Genomic DNA, 26,956 nt, shown 5'->3' on the forward strand with positions numbered 1-26,956 from the left:
GAGATGTAATGACAATGCCAGGATTACCAAAAGTTCCAGCAGCAAACAAAATGGATGTTCTACCAGATGGTACTATTGTAGGATTATTCTAATAAAAATTCTAAATATCACAAATCTAGAGGAATATTACTCTAGATTTGTGAAAACATATCCGTGAAAACGATAACCCAAATTATAATAATTGTATAAAAGGAGGAGTTAAAATGTATGATGTAATTATTAAAAACGCCAGAATTCCTCAAGGCGATGACACAGTTGTTACTAATATATTAGTAAAAGATGAAAAAATAGCAGGATTTACAGATTGCGTAGAAGGTGCTAATGCAAAGGAAATAATCGATGCTGAAGGAAAATTAACTATCCCTGGATGTATTGATTCACATACTCATTTTATGTATCAAGGATTCCCTCATAGAGAAAACTTTTTAACTGGTACTGCTGCAGCTGCAGCTGGTGGAGTAACTACTGTTATAGATATGCCTTGCTGTTCAGTTCCATCAGTAAGAACTGTTGAACAATTAGAATTAAAGAAAGATTTATGTGATCCACAAGCTTTAGTTGACTATGCTTTCTGGGGTGGAGTTACTGGAGAAGACGTAAGAGAAGGACAGTTACACCATGTACAAGAACAAGCTGATTATGGTGTAGTAGCATTTAAAGTTTACATGACACCATCAGTTCCAACATATCCAAGAGTTACTGACCCAGAAATGTATGAGGCTTTTAAAGCAGTTGCTAAAACAGGACTTCCAATAGGAATACACGCAGAAAATTTTGCAATGTGCGATTTCTATGTTAAGAAGTTCCAAGAAGAAGGAAGAATGGATGGTCCAGCTTGGGCAGAAGCTAGAATGGAATTAGCTGAAAAAGTAGCTATTGAACTAGGAATAAGCTTTGCTGAAGCGTCAGGTGCTAGACTTCATATAGTACACATGAGTACAGGCATAGGTGCTAAATTAGTAGGAGAAGCTAAGAAAAGAGGTTTAAATGTAACTTCAGAATCTTGTCCTCATTATTTAACACTAAACTATCAAGAGGCAATGTCAAAACACGGAGCATGTGCGAAAATAGCTCCTCCATTAAGAACTAAAAGAGATAACGAAGAGCAATGGGAAGGAATTCAAAATGGAAGCATTGACTTCATAGCTACTGACCATGCTCCTTATGAATTAGAAAGTGAAAAAACTAAAGAAGGTCTAAATATATGGACAGCATTCCCAGGAATTCCTGGTGTTGAAACTATGGTTCCTGTTATAGTAAGTGAAGGTTATAATAAAGGAAGAATTTCACTAAGCAAATTAGTAGATATTCTTTCAACTAACGCATCAAAGCATTATGGACTATATCCAAAGAAAGGTGCTATGCATATAGGTTCAGATGCTGACTTTACAATAATAGATTTAGATAAAAAGTGGACTATTAATCCTAAAGAACAAGCTTCAATGTGTGGATATACTCCACTTGAAGGAATGGAACTAACAGGAAAGGTAGCAAAAACAGTAGTACGTGGACATTTAGTATATGAAGATATAGATGAAAGCGCATTAGCATCAATGACTGATCAAGAATTAAATGATTTAGTTCATGAATATCCAAAAGGAGTAGCAGATAAATATAAGAAAATATTTGATGTATATCCTAACCTATACAGTGCTGAATATGAAAGAAGTTATAGAAAAGTTCATCCAGAAGTAATAGATAAGCACGTAAGAGGAATTAGAGGAATGAAAGTTAAGCCTGGATTTGGACAATTTGTGAAAAGACAACAAATAATGAAGCTAGACAGAACAATAAAATACTAATATAATAACATACTATACTGCTGTTTATGGCGTATTTAGCGCATAATACGCCATAAACTTTAAAACCTGAAAATATGGTTTATAAAATTAAATTATAATTATTTTAAAGGAGGAAACACAATGTCAAGACATGCTATTCTTGTAATCGATATGTTAAATGATTTTGCAGATCCAAAAGGAGCGTTATACTGCGAAGGTACAACAAAAATAACTCCAACTCTTCAAAGAATATTTAAATGGGTTAGAGCAAGAAATGCAGAAGGAAACGATGATGTTCAATTAGTACACATCCAAGAAGCTCATAGAGAAAACGATGCTGACTTTAAAGTAAGACCAGTTCACGCTGTAAAAGGAACTTGGGGGTCAGACTTCGTAGAAGCGCTTCGTCCAGCAAAAGGCGAATACATTGTTCAAAAAAGAAGACACAGTGCGTTTGCTCACACTGACTTAGATTTATATTTAAGAGAAGAAAATATAGACACTGTAGTTGTTACTGGTACATGGACTAACGTATGTGTTAGAAGTTCAGCATCAGATGCTCTATACAACGCATACAAGGTTATAACTTTAAGTGATGCAGTTCATTCAAAAACTGATGAATTACATGAAAATGGATTAAAGGACTTAAGCATCTTTACAAAAGTTATGACAACTGACGAATATTTCGATGCATGGGAAAAAGGCATTGACCCATGGTTAGGCGGAGGAGACGCAGAAAATAAAGTAAAATAGTTTAACAAAGACTGTCCTCAAAATGAGGACAGTCATACATACCCATAATTAAAGAACATACAAAAGAAACCATCCTGAGTATAAAAAGTCGCCAGATTAAAATTTTTATAGACGGCTTTTTATAGTCTGATAGAATGTTATACTATATTTGATGGTAACAATATAAATGTATGTAATACGACTAATGGCTTAGAGAGAAAGTGAGGGGACAGAATGAGAATAATAGTAGGAATTTCAGGTGGAAGCGGTGCAATATATGGAGTTGCTCTATTAAAAGTTCTTCAACAGCTTGGTGTTGAAACTCATCTAGTAGTATCCACTATGGGAGAATATGTTGTGGAACATGAATGTGGAATAAACCTAGAAGAACTTAAGGGACTTGCTTCATACTATCATGACAACAAAGATTTGGCAGCACCAATTTCCAGTGGATCTTTTAAGACAGATGCAATGATTATTATGCCTTCTTCAATGAAAACTGTAGCTGCTGTTGCCAATGGACTATCTGATAGTTTGTTGACAAGAGCTGCAGATGTTATAATTAAAGAGAATAGGAAGCTTGTAATAGTACCAAGAGAGACCCCTCTAAGTGTTATTCATTTAGAAAACATGCTGAAGCTCGCTAGAATGGGCGTAACAGTATTGCCTGCATCTCCAGGGTTCTATAATCATCCAGAGAGCATAGGGGATATAGTAAGTGCTATTGTAGGAAGAGCATTAGATCAAGTAGGAATTGAACATAACTTGATTAAGAGATGGGGAGAATAAGACTGAAAGGAGGGAAAGAAAAATGGAGACACAAATGTTAAGAGCAACATTAGATAAGTTAAATCAATTGGGTGAATTAGAACATTGTAATGTAGAAGTTGATCCAAAATTTGAGTTAGGTGCAGTGCTTAGATACTTTCAAAACAGAAAACCAATAATATTTAATAAGGTTAAAGGGTACAATATGCCTGTAATAGGTGGATTGTATGGGAATAGAGAACTTTACTATAAGATGACTAATACAATGCCTGAAGACAGAATATTTAAGTACATGAATGCTATAGCAAATCCACAACCTACTAAATTAGTAGACAATGGTCCAATAAAGGAAAACATAATTACAAGAAATATAGACATACAAAGAATGTTGCCAGTGCCTACATCGCATGGTAAGGACTCATCAAGTTTTATAACTGCAGGCATGTTTATAGTAAGAGACCCGGAAACAGGTCATACACATATGGCGGTAAGAAGGTTTCAGATAAACAAAGGCAATATAATAAGTGCACTAATATCTGGACATTCACCTGCATTGAGAGAACAATTTGCTGAATTTGAAAAAATCAATAGACCTTTAGAGTGCGCTGTCGTACTTGGATACGACGCTACTTTCCTTTTAGCATCTCAAATAGGTTCTAGAAGATATGGACTTAATAAGTATGAAGTTGACAGTGCTTTAAGAGGTGAGCCTCTTGAACTTGTCAAGTGTCATTCAGTTGACTTAGAGGTTCCAGCTTATGCAGAAATGGTACTAGAGGGAGTATTAGTACCAAATAGACGTGAAATAGAAGGACCATTTGGTGAACTTATGGGATACTATGGAGAAGTAGCTCCAAACCCTGTAATGGAAGTTAGAACTATAATGCATAGAAATAATCCAATATTCCAGCATGCATTTCCTTGTAGGGAAGAGCATCTTGCAAATGGCCTTATTAGAGAAGTAGAATTATATGCTGCTCTTAAGAACACAGTAGATGTTAAGGATGTAAATATCACTATAGGTGGTGGATGTAGATTACATGCTATTGTTTCTATAAACAAACAAAAAGCAGGTGATGGTAAGTCTGCAATCTTAGCTTCACTTGGTGCTTTTTATGATATTAAGCATGTTGTTATAGTAGATGAAGATATAGATATATACGATCCAAGCAGTGTAGAACTTGCATTAGCTTCTAGAGTTCAGGCTTCACAGGATGTAGTTATAATACCTGGAGCTTTAGGCTCAGGACTTGAAGCATCACATGTTGCCCGTGGAATAACTGATAAAATGGGTATAGATGCAACAAAACCTTTGGGTGAAAAGGCTCATCTGTTTGAAATGGCAGAGATACCTGGATTCGAAGGTGAAATAAACATTCAAAAATATTTTCCAGGAATGAAAAAATAAGCGAAGGTGGTAGTTGAGTATGAGACAGGCCATAGGCATGGTAGAAACTAGAAGTTTAGTGGCTGCAATACAGGCAGCTGACACTATGGTTAAGTCTGCTGACGTACACATTGTCGATGTTAATTTTGTTGGCTCTGGTATAGTAGCAGTAATAGTGTCAGGTGAAGTTGCCGCTGTAAATGCAGCTGTGGATAATGCAAAAGAAACAGCAGGTCAAATAGCAGAGATTATTTCAACTAATGTTATTGCTAGACCTCATGAAGAAGTAGATAAAATACTATAATAGCTAAATGGTGGTGAAAATAATGGCTAACCCATTAGCAAGAGTGGTTATGAATAATATTACACAGCGAAGTAGTAAGATTGACACAAGATATAGCTCTTCAAATAATTCTTTTAATTCAGTTCATGTAGACAGTAAAGGTGAGCAGTTGCTTAAAAGCATTATTGGCAAGAAGAAAAATGGAAATATGAATTCTAATCAAATGCTAAGAACACTAGACAGTTTAACCAAGGGTAATACAAATAGCAATACATCGAATAGTTTTAATGATGTTGCAAATGCTAGGAGTAATCCTATTAATAAAATCAATCTGGAAGATTTGATTAAAGGCAATAATAAAACACAGAAAAAAGAAAATCCAATAACTCAAAAGTCTAATACTATGACAACTTTAAGCGAGTTAGCAGGTAAAGCTAAAAAGAACATAGAACCAAAAGACACTTCAGTACAAGATAAAAAGTTTCAAAAAACTAGTACATCAAACTATGTAAGGACAGGTGTAATAAATAACTTAGAGGCTTATATTCCTAAAGTATCTTTAGACTCGATAGGAAAAAAAGGCTCCTTACTCAAGTGATAGTATATAAGGAGGTGTAATTGTGAGAGCAGCTTTAGGACTAATCGAAACAATAGGATTAACAACAGCAATTACAGCATTAGACGCAGCAAGTAAAGCAGCTGATGTTACATTAATTGGATATGACAAGGTAATAGGAGTTGGTAAGGCAGTTAGCGTTACAGTTCATATAGCAGGAGAAGTTGCCGCAGTAAAGGCTGCTGTTGACGCTGGAGTATCAGCAGGAAACAGAGTAGGTACTGTAGTTTCTGGACACGTAATACCAAGACCACATGAAGAAGTTGATAGACTTATTGCAGAGTTTGAAAAAAACTTAAAAGATAAGAATGAGGTAAGCAAAACAGAGCAAAAAAAAGATGATAAAAAACAAAAGAAAGTAAACACTGAAGAGATTAAAAATAAAGAAGAAAATAAAAAGTAATATTAAGGAGGAATAATGATGAGTCAAGCATTAGGAATGGTAGAAACTAAAGGTTTAGTAGGTGCTGTAGAAGCGGCTGATGCTATGGTTAAGGCAGCTAACGTAACTTTAGTAGGATATGAAAAAATTGGTTTTGGTTTAGTAACAGTAATGGTAAGAGGAGATGTAGGGGCTGTTAAAGCAGCTACTGACGCAGGTGCAGAGGCTGCAAGAGGAGTTGGCGAATTACATTCAGTACATGTAATACCAAGACCACACTCTGAAGTTGAAAGAGTGATATTAAAGAGTGAATAATGTTGTGTTGAGCTACCATAATTAGATTATGGTAGCAGCAACTTATGAGGTGTTAGAATATGGATAAGTACAATCTAACAAATGATATAATTAATCAGCTTGTTCAGAAAATAAATACTGAAGCTAAAATTAATGTTAATACAAATAAAGGCTATCAAAACATGACCTTTGTAAATCAACATGTATTAGCTGTATTTACTGGAACTAGCTTTGGATTAAATGAGGTGCTAAGAGAACTGTCCAAAGCAAGAAGATATGGCTTTACATTTGATGTAGCCGTATCCGATAACGGTATTGACGTTATAGGCAGTGACGGGTTACAGTCAATAAAAACCTCACTTAAACCATGTAAAATTTATACTGAAGAAGATAAGCTTGTTTTTGGAGAAATCATTGAGAGTGTTGACGGTATAATAGTGCCGATGACTACTCAAGATACTGCTGCTAAGCTTGCTCTAGGCATACAAGATAACTTTGTATCTACATTGCTTTGGCAGGCATTGTGGCATGGAAAATCAATGCTTGTTGATTTTCATAATGTAAGTACTTATAGAGGAAATAAATCGCAAACATTAATGCTTCAGCAAATAATGGATGACTATATAGATAGAATACAAAAAATGGGTGTGACTAGGGTTGAAAGAAAGGATTATGTTGTTCAAATGCTTAATGTATTTAAGAACAGCGTAAGTGAAGAACCGCAAGTTGAGAGTACCCATAAGTTAGTAAGCGAAGAAAATATCACTACTAAAAACGTGATAACTGAAAAGGATTTGTTAGAATTAAGCACTCACAGGAAAGAACTAACTGTACCTATGAGAGCAATTATTACTCCTCTAGCTTATGACACGGCAAAACAACTAGGGATAAAGATTATTAAGAGATAACACTTTAAACTTAAAGGAGAGATAAAATGCATATAGGTAGAGTTATAGGCACAGTAGTTGCTACTAGAAAGGATGATTCTTTAGTAGGCTGCAAGCTGATGCTTACACAACCTTTAAATATAGAATATAAACCGATAGGAGAGCCTATAATTACTGTAGATACAGTAGGTGCTGGTATTGGTGAAGTAGTTATCTATACAAAAGGTACAGCGGCGAGAATTGCCGCTTTAAGGAAGGAATCATCTATAGATGCAGCTATTGTAGGAATTGTTGACAATATCGATGTTTACAAAGAATTGCTAGAGAAGTAACAAAAGAAAGGAGGCGTAAGCTTGTTAAAACCACAAGATGTAAAGCAAGCAATGGAATACAGAGAATTAATAGATGTTTTAATGGCTGATGATAAATTTGCAGATATAGTTTTATATAGTGGGAATGTTGTAAATGTAATCACCAGAGAAGTTTATACAGCTGATATTGCTATAAAAGGAGATTATATTGCCCTTGTTGGTGATTGTCAATCATTAATAGGACCAAATACAAAAGTTGTAGATGTAAGAGGAATGTATCTATCACCAGGTTTCATGGATTCACATATGCACTTTGAAAGTAGTATGTTAACTATTACTGAATTTTCAAGATTATCAATACCGTCAGGAACAACTACTTTAATAGCTGACCCACACGAAATTGGTAATGCTTTAGGACCAGTAGCTATGAAAGCTATGGCTGATGAATGTAGTGCAGTGCCAAATTTTGTAAGATTACAGGTTCCGGCTTTAACTCCTGACGCGCCAAGTCTTGAAACAGCGGGTGTTGACGTAAATTCAAAAGATATGGAAGATCTTTTAAACTATCCAAATATATTTGGTATAGGAGAATTACAAGGATTCTCATTAGCTAAACACGTGTATAAAAACACACCAGATATAATAACAGATCTTTTAACATCAACAATGTATGCTAAAAGTATAGGTAAACCAGTTGATGGTAATGCTCCAGAATTATTTGGTGCAGACTTAGCAGCTCATATAATATGTTGTGGAGGAACCTGTTCTTGTCACGAAACAACAACCAAAGAAGAATGTGTTGAGAAATTAAGACAAGGTGTTTATGTGTTTATGAGAGAGGGTTCTACTCAAAGAAATATGGCTGAATGTATAAGAGCCGTAACTGAAGAAGGATTAGATTCAAGAAGACTTGTATTAGTTTCAGACGATATGGTAGCTGAAGATTTAGAAAAATCGGGCCATATGAACGATATCATAAGAAGAACAATAAGAGAAGGGGTAGATCCAATTGAAGCTATACAAATGGCAACAATAAACCCTGCGACTTATTGGGGATTAAATGATAGAGGAGCTCTTTTACCAGGAAGAGTAGCTGATATAGCAGTTATAAGTGATTTGAAAGAAATGAATGTAGAAGCTGTGTTCATAAAAGGACAATTAGTAGCTTCACAAGGACAATTGTTAATAGATTTACCAAAATACACTTATCCAGATGTAGTTAAAAATTCAGTAAAAAGAGCACCTATAACTGAAGCTGATTTAGAGATTGCTGCAGATGGAAATACTGCTACAGTTAGATACATCCAAGCTATACCAGATCAAAACTTAACAGAAACTGGTGAAGCTCAGGTTAGAGTTAACAGAGGAGTAGTTGAAGCTGATGTTAGTCAAGACGTAATATATTTAGCTAACTTAGAAAGATATGGACGTAATGGAAACATCGGTAAAACTATGGTTAAAGGAATTGGACTAAAACAAGGTGCATTTGCACAATCAATCGCTCATGACACCCATAACATAACTGTTACAGGAACTAATTTGAGAGACATGGTTGCTGCAGTTAATAGAGTTATAGAAATGGGTGGTGGAGTTGCTGTTGCTAATAATGGCAGAGTTATAGACGAACTAGCTCTTCCGGTTGGAGGACTTATAACTGACGAATTAACAGGTTCAGAAGTAAGTGCTAAAATAGCTAGTCTAGAAGCAACTGTAAGAGATCAATTAGGTGGAACACTACATGCTCCATTTATGCACGTTTCATTCTTAGCATTATCGACAAGTCCAAAATGGAAAATAAGTGATAAAGGATTAGTAGATGTAAACAACTTTGAAATCCTTGAGTCAGTAGTGAGATAGTATTTAAATAGGTTCTATTATAAGTAGGCTTTACGCTATATATAATATGTAGCGTAAAGCTCTACAATAGAAAATCATAATTAATTTTTTTGAAAATATATGAAAAACGTTTTCCAATATATAGAGTATTGCTTTAAAATGGAAAAATGGCATTATGAAGCTATTAAATAGTTTGAGTATTATGATTATTAAGTATATAATCTTTACTTATATATTTAATAATTATAATAGTGGATGTACTATAGAATGCACTCTAAATCTAGCAAAGATAAGAACACCGTTCATATCACTAAAACTAATCGGAAGGGGGGTAAAAATAGAAAGCTAGAGCAGTTTAGTGTTTAAGGGGAAAAATAAAATTATAGGGGGTTTATTATGAGTACATTAGAAAGAGTTTTTAAGCTTAATGAACACAAGACTGATGCAAAAACCGAAATTCTTGCTGGTATTACCACGTTTATGACAATGGCGTATATTTTAATTGTAAATCCATTGATACTATCTGAAGCAGGGATGGACTTTGGTGGAGTATTCACAGCTACAGCTTTATCTGCAGCTATTGCAACGCTTTTTATGGCTTTTACTGCTAACTATCCATTTGTTTTAGCTCCTGGTATGGGACTAAATGCATTCTTTGCTTATTCAGTAGTACTTACAATGGGGTATTCATGGGAAACTGCATTAACAGCTGTATTCTTAGAAGGTATTATATTCATAATATTAACTTTCACAAATATTCGTGAAGCTATTGTTAATGCTATACCATTAAACTTAAAAAATGCTGTTTCAGTAGGGATAGGTTTGTTTATTGCATTCATAGGACTTGCAAATGCAGGCATAGTAAAAGTAGGAGAAGGTACTCCTCTAGCATTGGGAGATCTTACAGCAAGACCAGCATTAGTTGCTTTAATTGGGGTACTAGTTACTGGGTTCCTTTTAGTTAAAAATGTAAAAGGCGCTATATTATTTGGAATATTAATATCAACAGTAGTTGGTATACCTTTAGGAGTAACACCAATGCCAGAAGGATTTATAAGTGCACCTCCTTCACTAGCTAAAGTTGCATTTAAACTTGACTTTTCACAAATATTTTCATTTAAGATGATTGTAGTTTTATTTACATTCTTATTTGTTGATATGTTTGACACAATAGGAACATTAGTAGGAGTTGCATCAAAGGCTGATATGCTTGACGAAGAAGGTAAATTACCTAAAGCTAAGCCAGCATTATTTGCAGATGCAATTGGTACAACATTTGGTGCTTTACTAGGAACAAGTACAGTTACAACTTATGTTGAAAGTGCTTCAGGAGTTGCTGAAGGTGGTAGAACAGGTCTTACTTCTTTAACATCAGCAGTATTATTTATTCTTGCATTATTCTTTGCACCTATATTTGGGATAATACCATCAGCAGCTACATCACCAGCTTTAATAATAGTTGGATTATTCATGATGTCACCTATTATGAAGATTAATCTTGAAGATTTTACAGAGGCTATACCAGCTTTCTTAACAATTATAATGATGCCACTTGCTTATAGTATTGCAGAAGGTATTGTATTTGGTATTGTATCATATGTAATATTAAAAACTATAACAGGAAAAGCAAAAGACGTATCAATAATGATGTATATTCTAGCACTATTGTTTGTTCTTAAAACTGTTTTCTTATAAAATCTTGCAAAGATAATAAGTCCGCTCCCATATGGGAGCGGAAATATTAAATATCAAAATCATTATTACATTTATGTAGCAATAAGAAGTAAGTTCAGAAAAAGTTTTTGAACTTAAGTTTCTGAATTTACTTTTTACTGTAAATAATTTCAAAACATATACTAAAAGCATATGAGTATATGCTTTTAATTATAGTAAAATCTTTAGTTAACTAAACCGTTGTCGAAAAAGAAAAATAGGGTATAAAATTAAGAAACCTTAATATTATTCCTACACAAATAAAGGAGGATAGATATGTCAGTAAAAAATGTATATAAGGCAAAAAATGTAGAAGAGGTAATTGATCTACTTGATCAATATAAGGGAAAATCTAAGTTAATTGCGGGAGGAACAGATATTGTAATCGATTTAAGACATCATAAGATATCTCCAGAAGTGCTTATAGATATATCGAGTGTTGAAGAGATGACATATATAAAGGAAGTTGGAGAATATATAGAAATGGGAGCTGCAGCAACGTTTACAGCTATAGCAGGTTCTGATGTGCTAGGACAAAGGTTATTTGGATTAAAGGAAGCAGCACATTCAGTGGGCTCACCTCAAATAAGAAACAAAGGAACAGTGGGAGGTAACATCTGTAATGGTTCACCTGCTGCAGATACAGTTCCACCATTACTTGCATTAGATACAATAGCTACTATAAAGAGCAAAAACTCTGAGAGAGAAATCCTTATTGAAGATTTATTCTTAGATAAAGGAAAAGTAGATATAAAAGATAATGAAGTATTAGTATCATTAAGGTTCAAAAAACCAAATGAAAAACAGATTTTGTCTTTTAGCAAATTAGGACTTAGAAAGGCCCTAGCCATATCAAGGATATGTACTAGTGTATTTATTGAATTTGATGAAGATAATATATGTAAAGACATCAGAATAGCTAATGGGTCACTAGGTAAGCATGGGATAAGAGAAAGAGCTGTTGAAGAATTTTTTAAAGGTAAAAAGCTTACTGAAGAAATAATAGCGCAAGGAGCAGAGCTAATGCAAAGCCAAGTGCAGGAAAGGCTTGCTGGTAGATCTACTGTTGGCTTTAAGAGTGTGGCTGTTAAAGGTGTATTAAAAGACGCTATAGATAATGCTATAAAGCTTTATAAATAGTTAAATATAATCCTAAGCATATGGAAGGAAGGAGAAAGATATGAAAAAGATTGAGCTTAAAGTAAACGGGAAAAATCATACTGTTGAAATAGAGGAAGATATGAGATTGCTTGATGTCTTAAGGGACAAATTAGGTTTAACTGGGACAAAGGAAGGTTGTGGAGAAGGTGAGTGTGGAGCTTGCACTGTTATCATGGATGGAGAAACAGTTGACTCATGCTTAGTTATGGCATTTCAAGCTGAAGGTAAGGAAATTCTAACTATAGAAGGATTAGAAGATAAAAATGGAATACATCCTATTCAAAAGGCTTTTATAGAAGAAGGTGCTGTACAGTGTGGCTTCTGTACGCCAGGAATGGTTTTATCAGCTAAAGCACTACTAGACAAGAACTCTTCTCCTGATAGAAAACAGATAAAAGAAGCTATATCAGGCAATCTATGCCGTTGTACAGGATACAATAAGATTGTAGATGCAGTTGAGAAAGCATCAAAGGAATACAAAGGGGGTAAGTAGCAGTGAAATTAGATGTAGTTGGAAAAAGCATTATTAGAGTAGATGCACTTGCGAAAGCTACTGGTAAGGCAATATATCCACAAGATATATACATGGATGGAATGCTTTATGGAGCAACTTTACGCTCAACTAGACCCCATGCAAATATAAAAGTTGATACATCAAAGGCAGAAGCTATTGAAGGGGTAGTTAAAGTATTAACAGCAAAAGATGTACCAGGACATAATAGTCATGGTGTTCTTTTTAAAGACCATGAGGTTCTTTGTGAAAAGAAAGTTAGAAGAATAGGTGATCCTATTGCTTTTGTAGTGGCGACTTCACAGAAAATAGCTGAAGCAGGCGTTAAGGCAATAGAGGTAACCTACGAGGACTTAGATGCAGTGTTTGATCCAGAAGAAGCAATGAAGGACGAAGCACCGCAGGTACACGATGGAAAGAGCAACATAGTATATCATTATAAATTGAGAAAAGGCGATATAGACGAAGCGTTTAAAAAATGTGATGTGGTAGCTGAAAATGAATACTATGTTCCAATGGTTGAGCATGTTTTTTTACAGCCGGAAGCTGGTATAGCGTATTTAGAAGAGGATGGGGTTATTACCGTAGTTGCCTCAACGCAGTATCCTCACTTTGATCAACTTGAAGTAGCTGAAGCTATGGGAACACCAATTGAAAAGATAAGGATAATCAATCCAGCTGTAGGCGGTGCTTTTGGAGGAAGAGAAGATATCACGATGCAAATACACTTAGCTATGGCGACTAAATTAACTGGAAAACCTGTCAAGGTTATTTATTCTAGAGAAGAATCTATTGCAGCTCACTCAAAAAGACATTCGATGCGTATGAGATACAAAACAGGTGCAACAAAAGATGGTAAGCTTGTAGCCATGGAAGCTACTATTATTGGAGATACGGGAGCATATGCTTCTTGGGCGATAAATGTACTAAGGAAAGCAGGAGTTCATGCGACAGGTCCTTATGTGATTCCTAATGTTAAGGTAGATAGCTATTCAGTTTACACAAACAATCCTTTTGCAGGTGCTATGAGAGGATTTGGAGCGACTCAAGTGCCAGTTGCATATGAACAGCAAATGGATATACTTGCAGAAAAATTAGGCATAGACCCAATAACATTTAGAATGAAAAATATTTTTACTGTAGGAAGTCAGACTGCTACAGGTCAGACACTAGATGAAAGTATTCCTTTAGATAAATGTATAGAGGAAGTAGAAAAGAGAATGAACTTTATAGAAAGATACAAGGGTGGTGTAGGCCAATGAAAAAGAGAGGAATAGGATTTGCAACAATGTTTTATGGTACTGGATATGGTAATGGATTTCCAGATGTTTCAAAGGCCATAGCTGAACTCACAAAGGATGGTAAAGTAGCCATATATGTTGGAGCTACAGAAGTAGGTCAAGGTGCAAAAACTATAATGAGTCAAATACCAGCAGAGGTTTTAGGAATAACTGTTGATGACATAATATTTATAAATGAAGATACTAGTATAACTCCTGATGCAGGAACTGCAGCTGCAAGTAGACAGACTTATAATACTGGTAATGCAATTAAAAAAGCAGCAGAGGTATTAAGAGAAGAGGTAATAAAAATAGCTGTTGAAATGCTCGCTGTTAATAGTGATACTGGTCTTATGGTTAAAAATGGAAGTGTATATATTAAAACATTTCCAGATAAAAAAGTAACTTTTAAAGAAATTGCTGATAAGCTTGGAGATGAGATTTTAAGAAAAGAAGCTACATTTATAGCTCATTCGACTCAAATGGATGATGAAACAGGTCAAGGGTCTCCTTATTGGCCATATACTTTCGGGGCATGCGGAGTAGAGGTTGAAGTTGACACTGAAACAGGAAGAGTTGAGATAATTGATGCAGTAGTTGCACAAGATGTAGGCAAGGCAATAAACCCTAAACTTATTGAAGGTCAAATAGACGGTGGATTTGCAATGGGATATGGATATGCAATAATGGAAGACTTAAATATTGTTAATGGTAAAATTAAAAACAATAGATTTACAAATTATTTGATACCAACATCCTTAGATATGCCTGAAGTTAACGCGGCTATAGTTGAAGATCCTGAATCAACAGCACCTTTTGGAGCAAAAGGAATAGGAGAACCTGTAATGGTATATGTTGCGCCGGCTATATTAAATGCTATATATAACGCTGTAGGAGTAAGAATGACAGAGATACCTGTTACACCAGAAAAAATGTTAAAGGCCCTTAGTGAGAATAAGTAAATCTAAATGAAATGGTAGGGGGGATAAACGTGAAATCTGAAGTAAAGCAGAGGATAGATTTAGCATATGGAAGAATAAAGCCTCAGTTGGTATTGAAAAATGCTAAGATTGTTAACGTATTTTCACATGAGATTGTTGAAGGAGATATAGCAATCAACCAGGGAAAAATAGTTGGTATTGGCGAATATATAGGAGAAAAAGAAATAGATTTACAAGGAAAATTTGTAGCGCCTGGTTTAATAGATGGACATGTCCATATAGAGTCTTCTATGGTTTCTCCAACCCAATTTGCTAGGGCGGTAGTTCCTAGAGGAACTACTACAATTATAGCAGATCCTCATGAGATAGCTAATGTAAGAGGTATAGAAGGAATAGAATACATGTTAGAAGCAAGTGAAGGACTGCCTTTAAGCGTTTATTTCATGCTTCCGTCATGTGTTCCAGCCACTTCCTTTGAAAACTCAGGTGCAGTTTTAAAGGCAGAAGATTTAAGACAGCTTATAGAACATAAAAGAGTATTAGGACTTGGAGAGCTTATGGATTATCCAGGCGTAATATTTAGAAGTGATGATATAGTAGATAAAATTGAACTAGCGCAGGAACATGATAAGCTTATTGACGGACATGGACCAGATATTAAAGATAGAGAGCTAAATGCATACGTTGCTGCAGGTGTCATAACTGAGCACGAGTGCTCTACTGTTGATGAGATGTTAGATAGATTAAGATTAGGTATGCATATTCTGGTAAGACAGGGTTCTGCAGCAAGAAATCTTGAAACGTTAGTAAGAGGATTAACAAAGGAAAACATGAGAAGATGTCTGTTCTGTACAGATGACAAACATCCTGAGGATATACTTGTAACTGGACATATAGACAATAATGTTCGACTAGCCATAAAAAATGGTATTGACCCAATATCAGCTATTCAAATGGCTACAATCAATGCTGCTGAGTGTTATAGGTTAAGAAATGTTGGAGCTATAGCACCAGGGTATGATGCTGATTTAATAGTGATAGATAGCCTAAAGGACTTTAATGTACTAAAGGTAATTAAAAAAGGTGAACTTGTTGGAGAAGATAAGAAACCTTTGTTTAATGTAAAGAGTATAGATATTTCTAAAGTTACAGATACAGTGAGAATCGGTAAGATAGAAAAAGAAAATCTAAAAATAGAGATTGGATCAGATATTGTAAATGTCATCAGATTATTACCACACAGCTTAGTTACAGAAAGGGTATCTAGAAAAGTCGAGACATCTAACGGTGAATTTAAATATAATGATAAGCTTGATATACTGAAACTTGCAGTTATTGAGAGACACAAGGTAACTGGAAATATAGGGCTAGCACTGGTAGAAGACTTTAAACTCAAAAACGGTGCAATTGCTTCAACTATAGCTCATGATTCACACAATATTATAGTCATTGGTGATAATGATGAGGATATGCTTTTAGCTATAAATGAAGTAACAAGAGTAGGTGGAGGAATAACAATATGTTCTCGAGGAAAAGTCCTTAAGACTCTTGAATTGCCAATTGCAGGATTGATTTCAGATGAGCCTATGGAAAAAGTTAATGAAAAACTAGAAGAGATGCTTCAAATCGCATATGAAGAGCTTCATGTTAGCAAAAACATAGATCCATTTATGACGTTATCATTTTTAGCTTTGCCTGTTATTCCTGAGATTAAATTGACAGATATGGGACTTTTCGATGTAACTAAATTTAATTTTATAGAGCTAGAAATTCATAAATAGACTTGACTAAATAGGGAATGACGGATTCATTCCCTATTTTACATAACTACAGTTGCTCAAAGAACAGAGAGTTTGTGGATAATACTATTAGAGTATTTATTAATTAATTTATATTTATGTACTTTTAGGGATATAAAGTCTTATATGATAAAGGGGGAATAACTTTGACTAATAAAGGGTTTAGTGGATTAATTAAACTGTTTGGGATTTTGGTTTTAGTCTTTGGAACTATGTTAGTATTAACTGAAATAATAGAAAATCTGATATTCAGTATAGTTTTAGTAGTCCTATTTTCCGGTATAATAGCTTTTATTATTAATAAAGTTTATAATGCAAATATAGATGATATAAAATACTATTTAAATTGCATAAATAAAAATGATTTAATGATTAATATAAACAAAAAAGGTCAAGGGATTAATGTGGAAATTATTTCAGAGATTGAAGAAATGCTTGAAGGAATGAAGAAAAATTTTAAACAGCAAGTAAACATTTCTACTAAGATATCTGAGATAAGTGATCAAATTAACGCTATTTCAACTGAAACACAAACTGCTATGGAGTCTATAGCTTCATCAGCCGAAATAACAAGTCAAAATAGTGAAAATCAATTTCAAATGATGAACCAAGTATCTAAAAAGACAGAGAGTATTGTAAACATTTTGAACAATACAAAGCAAGAAATGGAAGCTACAGTTGAATTTACTTCACAATCTATAAATTCAACTCAAGAAGGAATAAAAGCTACTAGTCAAGTTCAAGAGAAGATAAGTATTACTAGGCAGCTTGTAAAAGACAATGCCGATAGAGTAAATGACCTTAGATTATATTCTGAAGAGGTCGTAAAATTAATAGATTTAATAAATTCAATATCACAGCAAACAAATATGTTATCTCTTAATGCTTCAATAGAGGCTGCCAGAGCTGGTGAACAAGGTAAAGGATTTGCAGTAGTAGCAAGTGAAGTGAGTAAATTAGCCAAGGAAACAGGTGAAGTTTCTGCAAGAATTGAAGATGTTATTTCTACGTTAAAAAATGATATTGCATCAATTTCAGAATCAATGCGACAGGAGACTAATCAAGTTGAGGAAAGTTATTTTGTAATACAGAAAACTATGAATGATTTTAGTAAGATAGAAGAATCATTAAATACAAGTATTAACAAGATAAAGAGAATGAATAGTTCAATTAGCGAAGTAAATGAAAGTGGTAGAGAGATACAATCAAGTATTTATGATGTTACAAGCTTTACTAGAGAAATATCTTCACAAATGCAGGAGACCACTGCACAGGTTATAGTTCAGAATGAAAAAATGTCTATGCTTCAAAGTATAATAAAAGAACTACATGAAACATCTGATAGCATGCAGCAATATGTAACTAGTAAAGTAATGGAAGGCAAGATGCTCAGAGATGTTGAATATATTCAAAAAGAGATAAAAAGAAATAGTATAAATGATGATCTGATAAAGAGATTGTTAAAAGAAATTGGAGCAGATGTAATATATTTATCTGATAAAAACGGAGAAGTAAAGTATTGCAATGAAAAAGAGAGTATAGGTCTTAATCTCTATCAAGTAGATGAAAGCTATTCAGCACTTAAAAATGGTCAAGCTACTTATATAGCAACTCCTGTTAAAAAAAGGGTAGAGGATGGAAAGCTTTTTAAATTTTTAGCTGTTATTGATGAAACTGGGATTATTTATCAAATAGGATTATCTATTGAATCTTTAATGAAGTTTTAGTAATATTAGAATATGTATACAGAAGGGAAAATCTAATCGGTCAATATCCAATTAATAGGAGGGTAAAAATGAAGAAAATAAAAGTAGAGGATTCTGTAGGAATGGTTTTGGCACATGACCTAACAAAGATTGTTCCTGGTGAGTTTAAAGGGGCTGCTTTCAAGAAAGGCTACATTGTTAAACCTGAAGACATAGACAAGCTAAAAGATATGGGTAAAAACCATGTCTATGTAATCGATCTTACGGAGAATGATGTCCATGAAGATGATGCAGCAATAAGGATGGGTAAGGCAATAGCAGGAGAAGGAACATATCTATTTGGGCCGTCAGAAGGGAAAGTAAACCTTAAGGCAAGTCAAAAAGGACTTTTAAAGATTAATGTAGAGGCATTAGAAGCTATCAATGATATTGATTCAATAATACTAGCAACAATGCACAATAATTCTGTTGTGGAGAAAGATCAGATAGTAGCAGGAACAAAGATAATCCCATTGACAATTCATAAAGATAAGATAGAGAGAATAGAGGACATCTGTCAAAAACTTGGTAAGGTAGTTAGCATTAAAGAAATAAAGCAGCTGAAAGCAGGGATAGTTGTAACTGGATCAGAGGTGTTTCATGGAAGGATCACAGATAAATTTGGACCAGTACTAGAAGCAAAGATTAGAAATTATGGTGGAGTTTTAGCAGGAGTTAGATATGCGCCTGATGATAAAGATAAAATACAGGAAGCTATAGAAGCTTTTATTTCAGAGGGAGCTCAAATAATTATGACCTCAGGAGGTATGTCTGTAGATGCTGATGATTTAACACCAACATCTATAAGGAGTATAGCTGATGATGTTATAACATATGGATCCCCAGTGCTCCCAGGTGCAATGTTTATGTTAGCATATAAAGGTGATGTGGCAATACTTGGTGTTCCTGCATGTGGCATGTATCATAAAACTACAGTATTAGATATTGTCTTACCAAGAGTATTAGCTGGTGAAAGAGTATCAAGAAAGGAAATAGCAATATTGGGGCATGGTGGACTTTGCTTAAACTGTAAGGTTTGTCACTATCCAATATGCCCATTGGGTAAATAGGTGAGCTATGAATATTATTGAATATTTTGATATTAATTTGAAAACAAAAGAGCTGATAAGTATTGTTGGAGGCGGGGGAAAAACAACTACAATGTTTAAACTCGCCAACGAGCTTAAGGCTTTAAACAAAAGAGTACTAGTTACAACTACTACAGCCATATATAATCCTGATGCCGATCAATACGATAAGTTAATTATTTTAGGGAAGGATAATGCCTATGGTCGTTATCTTAACAATACTATTACGGTGATGGGAAGAGAAGTTTCTGCACAAAACAAGCTATTAGGAGCATTTCCTGAATATATAGATTATATATACAAAGAAGAACTGTTTGATTATATAATCGTAGAAGCTGATGGATCAAAAGGTAGGCCAATAAAAGCACCTGCAAGTCATGAACCTGTTATTCCTTCATGTACTACTAAGACAATAGGGGTAGTGGGTATGGACTGTTTAGGAAAAAGAATAGATGATGAATATGTTCATAGATCTGAATTATTTGCACAGATAACAGATAGCAGCATTGGAGAATATATTAGAGAAGAAACGATACTTAAACTGATAGTATCAAAGAATGGAATTTTCAAGGGAGTACCATATAGTAGTAAGAAATATTTGCTTTTTAATAAAGCTGATTACCAAAAAGATAGAGAGGCTGCTATTAAGATTAAAAATTTAGTTGTGGAGAGCGAGTATGATGTAAATGGAATTATAGTAGGAAGCATGAATAGTGGGAATATTATTAGATTTTAGAATGCAAAGAGGGTGTAACTGATGATTACAGGTATAGTTATGGCATCAGGGTTTTCTAGAAGAATGAATAGAAATAAGTTATTACTTACTTTAGGAAATGAAGCTATTATTGAAAGGGTTATTAAAGCAGCTAAAGATTCGGATATAGATGACATAATATTAGTATACAACAATGAAGATGTTAAAAAATTAGCGGAAAAGCATAATATAAAGACAGTATTTAATGAAAGACCAGATAAAGGACAAAGTGAATCCATGAAGATTGGTATAAACTTCGCTTGTTCAGAAACGCAAGGATACATGTTTATAGTAGGTGATCAACCTTTTTTAGATAGCAGGACAATAAATACTCTGGTTAAATCTTTTAAAGAAGAAAGCTGTTATATTGTGGCACCTGTTTATAATGGTAAAAGAGGGAACCCGGTTATATTTTCTTCACATCTTAAGGAAAAGCTTCTTGAAGTTGAAGGAGATAAGGGAGGGAGGAAGATAATCGAGGAATGCATTAAACATACTAAGCTTATAAACATAGATAATAAAGCCATAGGATTAGACATAGATACTTGGGAAGAATATCAGCGAATTAAGAATGGAGATGAAAAAATTGATTAATGATATTGTTATAATAAGAGGTGGAGGAGATCTAGCAACAGGTATAGCACATAGACTTCACAGGAGCGGTTTTAAAATTTTGATATTAGAAATAGAAAAACCATTAGTCATTAGAAGAACAGTCTCTTTTGCACAGGCTGTTTTTGATGGAAGTATAGTTATAGATGATGTGAAGGCTGTAAAGGTAACTGATATTAATGAGGTACATGAAAATTGGAGACACGGTAACATCCCAATTTTAATTGATGAAAGCTGTGATATATTGAAACACATAAAAGCAAATATCTTAGTTGATGCTATATTAGCTAAGAAAAACCTAGGTACTCATAAAAGTATGGCGCCTATTACTATTGCGGCAGGACCTGGATTTGAAGCAGGAGTGGATGTAGATGTGGTAATAGAAACAAATAGAGGTCATTACTTAGGCTCACTTATTTTTGATGGGTTTGCACAATCGAATACAGGTGTGCCTGGTATAATAATGGGTTTTGGAAAAGAAAGAGTGATAAAATCACCATCAGATGGAATAATAAGGAATATAGCTGAAATAGGAGATATAATAAAGAAGGATCAGATAATTGCGTATGTTGGAGATACTCCAGTAATATCAACTTTAGATGGAGTACTTAGAGGATTAATTATGGACGGTATGGATGTTTTTACTGGACTTAAGATAGCTGACGTAGATCCTAGAGCGGTAGTAGAACACTGTTACTCTATTTCTGAAAAAGCAAGAGCAATAGGTGGAGGAGTGCTTGAGGCTATATTGTATATGAAAAGAATGAGGAGCTTATAAAATATAAACCTAATTACAATTAAGGGATATTCTTAAATTGGTATTTGAGGAGGAGCTAGGATGGAATACAAAATACTTGAGAAAATAACTGAGCAGATAAAGCAAAATAGTCCAGTGGCACTAGCTACATTAACTAATATAGAAGGATCTACTCCCGGGAAAAAAGGAGCCATGATGGCAGTTTTAGAAGATGGAACTACTTATGGGACAGTAGGTGGTGGAAGAGTTGAGCTAGTTATAGCAGGCGTAGCGAAAAAATGCATAGAAGAAAGAGAAAGTAAATCATATTCATTCAAGCTAGATGATGATCCAGGAAGTCTTCATATGCAGTGTGGTGGAGAGGCTGAAGTTTTTATAAAAGTCTTTAAGCCTGATAACAAGCTTTTAATAGCTGGAGGAGGACATATTGGCATAAATCTATATAAGCTAGGAAAGATATTAGGGTTTCACACAGTAATTTTTGATGAAAGAGAAGAGTACTGCAATAAAGATAGGTTTCCAGAAGCAGACGAGCTTTATCCAGGGGATATAGAAGAGAATTTAAAGAATTATCCTATAGGACAAAACTGCTATATAGCTATAGTAACTCATGGCCACAAACATGATGAAATAGCACTAAAGACAGTTATAGAAAGAGATGCTTCATATATAGGAATGATAGGAAGTAGCAATAAAACTAAGCATGTCATGGGTAACCTAGCAGCAGCAGGTGTTTCTCAAGATAAACTAGATAGCGTATATGCACCAGTAGGAATAAATCTTGGTGGGCAGTCTCCTGAAGACATAGCACTTGGCATTATGGCTGAAATAAGTCTTATTAAAAACAAAGGAACTCTTCACCATACGAAAGAAATAAAAAAATAACTTATTTTTATTAAATATTTTGATAGAAGTCTGGGATTTTATAGGATTTTTAAATAATATGTTCTTCTAATAGTATTCTAAATGTAATATGTTATATTTATAGAAGAAGTATTAATAGGAGGTGGATTTAATGATATATTTAGATAATGCTGCGACGTCATTTCCAAAGCCAGAGCAGGTATATCAAGCTGTAACGGAGGCTATGAGAGATTATGGAGCAAACCCAGGGAGGTCAGGGCATAAGCTTGCTCTTCAGGCAGGAAGAGCTATTTACGAGACAAGAGAACTTCTAGGGAAGCTATTCAATATAGATAATCCTATGAATATCATATTTACTCATAATGCTACAGATGGGATAAACCTTGCAGTTAAAGGGCTACTTAAGCCTGGCGATCATGTTATTACAACTTCCATGGAGCATAACTCTGTATTAAGACCGTTAAAGGTATTAGAGAAGATAGGAGTAGCACTAACTATAGTTCAATGTGACGAGACAGGTAATATTAATATAAAAGATATTGAAGAAAGCATTACAGATAACACAAGACTAATTGTAACAACACATGCTTCTAATGTCACAGGAACTATATTTCCCATAAGAGACATAGGCAGGCTTGCCGCTCAGAACGATATCATATATATGGTAGATGCCGCTCAGACGGCAGGCGTCTATGATATAGATGTTAAAGAAATGGGAATAGATATTCTTGCATTTCCTGGCCATAAAAGCTTACTTGGTCCACAAGGCACTGGAGGAGTATATATAAGAGAGGGACTCGAAGTAACACAAATGAAAGAAGGGGGTACGGGTAGCAAATCAGATTCATTGATACAACCAGATATCCTTCCTGATAAATTCGAAAGCGGAACACCTAATATGCCTGGTATTGCAGGACTTGGTGCAGGGATTAGGTACATTTTAGAAACAGGTATAGAAAATATAAGGAAGCATGAAAACGAACTTACTAAGTATTTTATTGACGAGTTAAAAAAGATAGAGCATGTAAAAATATATGGCCCATGTGATGTAAAAAAACAAGCTCCGGTTATATCAATAAACATAGGAGAAGAGGATTCCTCAGAAGTAAGTTATATACTTGATCAAGTTTTTGATATAGCTGTACGGCCAGGGCTTCACTGTGCTCCATTAGCCCATAAAACTGTAGGAAACTTTGAACAAGGGTGTATTAGATTTAGTATTGGACCATTTAACACAAAATCAGATATAGAAAAAGCAATAGAGGCAGTTAGAAAGATATCACAGGAAATATAAGAGCCTGTAAGTTTTTCTCATTATAATATCTTCAAAATTTAATATTATTGAAGGATTTTTTAGTTTATAATAGAAGTAATTCACGAAGATATTGTTTAGCAAAGGAAGGAGAAAAATATGGGCTTTTTAGAAGATATTATTGGAAACTATAACACAGAAATTGTTTTAGCAATTGTTGGACTCAATTTATTACTGTTAATGTTTAACTTTATTAACCGAATCAAATTTTCTTCTATAACCAAAAAATATGATAGACTTGTGGCAGGTGTAGAGGCTGCATCATTAGAGGACATGCTTATTGAACATCTTGACGAAGTAAAAGAGGTTAAGAGTGAACTAGGCAGTATAAAAAAATATTGTGACGATATTAATAGCAGACTTAAATTTTCTTTACAAAAGATAGGATTTATCAGATATAATGCATTTAATGATATGGGTAGTGATTTGAGTTTTTCTATAGCTTTATTAGATGAGAGCTTGAATGGATTTGTTATTACTAGTATTTATGGGCGAGATGAGAGTAATGTATATGCAAAGCCTTTAGTTAATGGTAAATCAAGTTATGCTTTATCAGTAGAGGAAATGCAGGCAATAGACAGAGCAAGAAAACAAAGCATCACATTATAGAAAAAGACTTAGGCCAATAGCGGGGGATAATTGTGAGGATACTTTTTGTAGTTAACCCAATAGCGGGAACTGATAAAGCTAAAAACTTGATACCTTTAATTACTGATAAAATGGACGACACTGGATTAGATTACAAAATAATTACTACTAGTAAACCTAAGGAAGCCACTCAGATAACAAGGACTAGTATAAGTAAAGGGTATGATTTTATAGTTGCAGTTGGAGGCGATGGAACTATTAACGAAGTGGCTATGGGGATTATATTAGAAAGCCGCGGAATACTTGGTATAGTTCCTGGAGGAACGGGGAATGATTTAGCAAGAAGCTTAAACATACCTATAGATCCTGAGGCGGCGATAGATTTATTGATAAAAGGTAAAAAAAGAGGTATTGATTTAGGAATTACGAAACAGAGATTGTTTCTCAATGTAGGAAGTGTCGGTTTTGACTCAGAGATAGCTAAAAATACTGAAGATATAAAAAAATATGTCAAGAGTAAATTTGCTTATACTATAGGATTATTAAAGACATTATTAACATATAAATGTAAAAAAATAAAGATTGAACTAGATGATATAGTTTTAGAAAAGAGTATACTACTAGTAGCTGTAGGAAATGGAAGCTATTATGGTGGAGGAATGAAGATTTGTCCTATGGCAATAATGGATGACGGATATTTCCATGTATGTATAATAAATAAAATAAATAAATTGAAGCTTCTTTCTTTATTTCCTCTTGTCTTTAATGGTAGGCACCAGACTAAAGAAAAATATGTTGAGTTTTATAAATCAAAGCACGTAAAGATAAACTTTAATGATGAAATGTATCTTAATCTGGATGGAGAGATATTTGATATAGAAAAAGAACTCTTTTTCAGTATAGGAGACAGAAAGATAGATATTATATGTGATTACTAAAATAATGTGCATAAAAACACCTCCGTTGATAATAATAATCGTATATTATTGTTACCGGAGGTGTTTTTATGCCTAAGAGAATAGCAGTTCAAAGTGGACTTGATAAAATTAAGAATGAACTAGGTGGATTAGGATATGAAGTAGTTGATATAAATGATAGCAATAGCGTGGATGCCGTAGTTTATATGGCAGATGGCTACAATATAAATTATCATAACCAAATAGTCAACATGAATGAGGGAGAAGATATATCTGACAATAAAGGAGTAGTGCTCATTAATGCTACTGGCAAAACTGTAGAGCAAATAGATTATATTATAAACAATAGAATATACAGCCCACTTTTTGAATAAAAAAATGATTTCTTGTAGGATAAACCCCTTATAGTAGGCACATAAAAAAGTATTATATAATGATACTGAAAATGTGACTGCATATAAGGGGTTTTTAATTTTTAATTGTTAAGTAGCGCTTTTTCTCTAAAATATTTCCACAATGAAATTTTAATGGTGGAAGAAATCGTATCAGCCATTTTCATTACTATACTAAGTCTAGTATTCTGCAATATTATATATTCCATAAAACCTCCTAAATTAACTACACCAGTTATATGGATATTTCCTATTTCTGGCAACTCCTTGTTTACTCCTGCGCCAGGTTTTAAAGCACCTTTAGATACGTTTATATATCCTACTCTTTCAAGCTTTCCTAGGCACGCATCTATAGCCATAATGAAAGGCTTATTATAAGTTGAATATATATGGGTTATTTTATCTTTAAGGTTTTTGGCATGTACAGGGTCATCCAAAGTTCCCAGCACATGTACTTTTGGATATAGCTTTAACATGCTTGAAAGCTTATATCCAATTAGAGGCCCTAGACAATCACCAGTAGACCTATCAGTCCCTATACATACTATTAAAAGGTCATCATAATTGGTATCGTAAAAATCATTTAAGTATTCAAGAATAATATTACTTAGCTCAGACATAGCAAATGGTGAATTAGAGTTAACCGAATTACTTTTCGTTTCAAAGAATACAGACATTTATTTGCCTCCTAGACATGTTATTGTAATATGAATTTTTTAATACTAGGCCATTTAATATGAATCATATATAATTTGAGTTTTTCCAAAATAACATTCAATAATACAAAAAAACAATAAAGCCATGATTGTATTACAAATTATAATTATGCCTCTTTGCATTAAATTATCCGTATTAGTTTAGTACATGCATAAATATTAATGATGTGGGAATTATAGATAAAGCTATATAACGAAATAAGGAATAGGGGTAACACGTGGCATGAATTACCATTGATTATATTCTGTTACTATGGTATAGTAGTCTTTGTCGTCAAGACAGGAAACATAACAGAAAAACAAAAGAGAAAAAGAAATTCAAAAAAACAGTTGACATAGTGTCGGAAATCTGATATAGTAGTAAGAGTCGTCACTAAGCGACAACGTAACAAAAGTAAGATAAAAAAGCACTTGACACAAGGAAACAAAAGTGTTAAGATAATAAAGCTGATGTTTGGCCTTTGAAAACTGAACAGTGAAAAGACAAGTTTAATAACAGCAAAGCTGTTAAAACAACTTATGAATTAAC

The 26,956-nt window shown here is 34.0% G+C and carries 29 protein-coding genes; 28 read left to right on the top strand and 1 reads right to left on the bottom strand.

Translation table 11 applies throughout. From position 1 onward, the window contains the following. The 28 genes from HNR33_RS22095 to HNR33_RS22230 form a co-directional block, all read left to right on the top strand. Window positions 1-92 (top strand): formate--tetrahydrofolate ligase (locus tag HNR33_RS22095; protein ID WP_429088116.1); only part of this gene is annotated, 92 nt, incomplete at its 5' end. Window positions 93-203: 111 nt separating this feature from the next. Beyond that, entirely contained in the window at window positions 204-1,802 is a 1,599-nt protein-coding gene (locus tag HNR33_RS22100) for a dihydroorotase (protein ID WP_429088043.1), read from the top strand. A gap of 120 nt (window positions 1,803-1,922) precedes the next feature. Then, window positions 1,923-2,534: a cysteine hydrolase family protein gene (locus tag HNR33_RS22105; protein WP_429088046.1), complete on the top strand. Its 612-nt coding sequence runs from the start codon at window positions 1,923-1,925 to the stop codon at window positions 2,532-2,534. A 213-nt stretch (window positions 2,535-2,747) separates the two neighbouring features. After that, on the top strand, window positions 2,748-3,302 hold the full coding sequence (locus HNR33_RS22110) for a UbiX family flavin prenyltransferase (RefSeq protein WP_429088049.1): 555 nt from the start codon (window positions 2,748-2,750) through the stop codon (window positions 3,300-3,302). A 22-nt stretch (window positions 3,303-3,324) separates the two neighbouring features. After that, window positions 3,325-4,689: a UbiD family decarboxylase gene (locus HNR33_RS22115; RefSeq protein ID WP_429088052.1), complete on the top strand. Its 1,365-nt coding sequence runs from the start codon at window positions 3,325-3,327 to the stop codon at window positions 4,687-4,689. 19 nt (window positions 4,690-4,708) lie between these two features. Beyond that, complete coding sequence (locus HNR33_RS22120; protein ID WP_429088055.1) at window positions 4,709-4,972, top strand: BMC domain-containing protein; 264 nt, start codon at window positions 4,709-4,711, stop codon at window positions 4,970-4,972. Between the two features lie 22 nt (window positions 4,973-4,994). Then, a complete protein-coding gene (locus HNR33_RS22125; protein WP_429088057.1) occupies window positions 4,995-5,549 on the top strand; it encodes a hypothetical protein in 555 nt (184 codons plus the stop codon). Between the two features lie 22 nt (window positions 5,550-5,571). Then, window positions 5,572-5,970, top strand: a complete 399-nt coding sequence (locus tag HNR33_RS22130; protein WP_429088060.1) for a BMC domain-containing protein — start codon at window positions 5,572-5,574, stop codon at window positions 5,968-5,970. A gap of 15 nt (window positions 5,971-5,985) precedes the next feature. Next, complete coding sequence (locus HNR33_RS22135) at window positions 5,986-6,264, top strand: BMC domain-containing protein (protein ID WP_429088063.1); 279 nt, start codon at window positions 5,986-5,988, stop codon at window positions 6,262-6,264. A gap of 59 nt (window positions 6,265-6,323) precedes the next feature. After that, window positions 6,324-7,151, top strand: coding sequence for a flavoprotein (locus tag HNR33_RS22140; RefSeq protein WP_429088066.1), 828 nt, complete (start codon window positions 6,324-6,326; stop codon window positions 7,149-7,151). Window positions 7,152-7,177: 26 nt separating this feature from the next. Further along, the gene (locus tag HNR33_RS22145) at window positions 7,178-7,462 is read left to right on the top strand and encodes a EutN/CcmL family microcompartment protein (RefSeq protein WP_429088069.1); all 285 of its coding nucleotides are present in this window, start codon (window positions 7,178-7,180) and stop codon (window positions 7,460-7,462) included. A 21-nt stretch (window positions 7,463-7,483) separates the two neighbouring features. After that, complete coding sequence (locus HNR33_RS22150; protein ID WP_429088072.1) at window positions 7,484-9,298, top strand: adenine deaminase; 1,815 nt, start codon at window positions 7,484-7,486, stop codon at window positions 9,296-9,298. Window positions 9,299-9,673: 375 nt separating this feature from the next. Then, the gene (locus tag HNR33_RS22155; protein WP_429088075.1) at window positions 9,674-10,972 is read left to right on the top strand and encodes an NCS2 family permease; all 1,299 of its coding nucleotides are present in this window, start codon (window positions 9,674-9,676) and stop codon (window positions 10,970-10,972) included. Window positions 10,973-11,266: 294 nt separating this feature from the next. Further along, on the top strand, window positions 11,267-12,130 hold the full coding sequence (locus HNR33_RS22160; protein WP_429088077.1) for an FAD binding domain-containing protein: 864 nt from the start codon (window positions 11,267-11,269) through the stop codon (window positions 12,128-12,130). A 40-nt stretch (window positions 12,131-12,170) separates the two neighbouring features. Then, complete coding sequence (locus HNR33_RS22165) at window positions 12,171-12,644, top strand: (2Fe-2S)-binding protein (RefSeq protein ID WP_429088080.1); 474 nt, start codon at window positions 12,171-12,173, stop codon at window positions 12,642-12,644. A gap of 2 nt (window positions 12,645-12,646) precedes the next feature. Next, window positions 12,647-13,924, top strand: a complete 1,278-nt coding sequence (locus HNR33_RS22170) for a xanthine dehydrogenase family protein molybdopterin-binding subunit (RefSeq protein ID WP_429088082.1) — start codon at window positions 12,647-12,649, stop codon at window positions 13,922-13,924. Then, the gene (locus tag HNR33_RS22175) at window positions 13,921-14,904 is read left to right on the top strand and encodes a xanthine dehydrogenase family protein molybdopterin-binding subunit (protein WP_429088084.1); all 984 of its coding nucleotides are present in this window, start codon (window positions 13,921-13,923) and stop codon (window positions 14,902-14,904) included. The genes HNR33_RS22170 and HNR33_RS22175 overlap by 4 nt, the downstream gene beginning before the upstream one ends. A 29-nt stretch (window positions 14,905-14,933) precedes the next feature. Further along, window positions 14,934-16,664 carry an adenine deaminase gene (gene ade / locus HNR33_RS22180; RefSeq protein WP_429088087.1) on the top strand — a complete coding sequence of 577 codons (1,731 nt, stop codon included), beginning with the start codon at window positions 14,934-14,936 and terminating at the stop codon, window positions 16,662-16,664. Window positions 16,665-16,828: 164 nt separating this feature from the next. Next, window positions 16,829-18,409, top strand: a complete 1,581-nt coding sequence (locus HNR33_RS22185; RefSeq protein WP_429088090.1) for a methyl-accepting chemotaxis protein — start codon at window positions 16,829-16,831, stop codon at window positions 18,407-18,409. Between the two features lie 68 nt (window positions 18,410-18,477). Then, on the top strand, window positions 18,478-19,497 hold the full coding sequence (locus HNR33_RS22190) for a molybdopterin-binding protein (protein WP_429088093.1): 1,020 nt from the start codon (window positions 18,478-18,480) through the stop codon (window positions 19,495-19,497). A gap of 7 nt (window positions 19,498-19,504) precedes the next feature. Further along, window positions 19,505-20,251, top strand: coding sequence for a selenium cofactor biosynthesis protein YqeC (gene yqeC / locus HNR33_RS22195; RefSeq protein ID WP_429088096.1), 747 nt, complete (start codon window positions 19,505-19,507; stop codon window positions 20,249-20,251). Window positions 20,252-20,272: 21 nt separating this feature from the next. Beyond that, window positions 20,273-20,863: a molybdenum cofactor cytidylyltransferase gene (gene mocA, locus HNR33_RS22200; RefSeq protein ID WP_429088098.1), complete on the top strand. Its 591-nt coding sequence runs from the start codon at window positions 20,273-20,275 to the stop codon at window positions 20,861-20,863. Then, complete coding sequence (gene yqeB, locus HNR33_RS22205; protein ID WP_429088100.1) at window positions 20,847-21,659, top strand: selenium-dependent molybdenum cofactor biosynthesis protein YqeB; 813 nt, start codon at window positions 20,847-20,849, stop codon at window positions 21,657-21,659. Before mocA ends, yqeB begins: the two co-directional genes overlap by 17 nt. Window positions 21,660-21,719: 60 nt before the next feature. Then, window positions 21,720-22,523 (top strand): XdhC family protein, encoded by an 804-nt coding sequence (locus tag HNR33_RS22210; RefSeq protein ID WP_429088102.1) that lies wholly within the window; start codon window positions 21,720-21,722, stop codon window positions 22,521-22,523. Window positions 22,524-22,653: 130 nt separating this feature from the next. Continuing rightward, window positions 22,654-23,796 (top strand): aminotransferase class V-fold PLP-dependent enzyme, encoded by a 1,143-nt coding sequence (locus HNR33_RS22215; protein ID WP_429088104.1) that lies wholly within the window; start codon window positions 22,654-22,656, stop codon window positions 23,794-23,796. A gap of 117 nt (window positions 23,797-23,913) precedes the next feature. Further along, window positions 23,914-24,423 (top strand): DUF4446 family protein, encoded by a 510-nt coding sequence (locus HNR33_RS22220; RefSeq protein WP_429088106.1) that lies wholly within the window; start codon window positions 23,914-23,916, stop codon window positions 24,421-24,423. Window positions 24,424-24,455: 32 nt separating this feature from the next. Beyond that, a complete protein-coding gene (locus HNR33_RS22225; RefSeq protein WP_429088109.1) occupies window positions 24,456-25,340 on the top strand; it encodes a diacylglycerol/lipid kinase family protein in 885 nt (294 codons plus the stop codon). Window positions 25,341-25,408: 68 nt separating this feature from the next. Next, complete coding sequence (locus HNR33_RS22230; RefSeq protein WP_429088111.1) at window positions 25,409-25,693, top strand: YkuS family protein; 285 nt, start codon at window positions 25,409-25,411, stop codon at window positions 25,691-25,693. Window positions 25,694-25,794: 101 nt separating this feature from the next. Here the strand turns inward: HNR33_RS22230 and yyaC are convergent, their stop codons facing one another. Beyond that, window positions 25,795-26,388 carry a spore protease YyaC gene (yyaC, locus tag HNR33_RS22235; protein ID WP_429088114.1) on the bottom strand — a complete coding sequence of 198 codons (594 nt, stop codon included), beginning with the start codon at window positions 26,386-26,388 and terminating at the stop codon, window positions 25,795-25,797. Between the last annotated feature and the right edge of the window lie 568 nt (window positions 26,389-26,956).

The organism is Brassicibacter mesophilus, from assembly GCF_050433385.1.
Classification (GTDB): Bacteria; Bacillota; Clostridia; order Tissierellales; family Proteiniboraceae; genus Brassicibacter; species Brassicibacter mesophilus.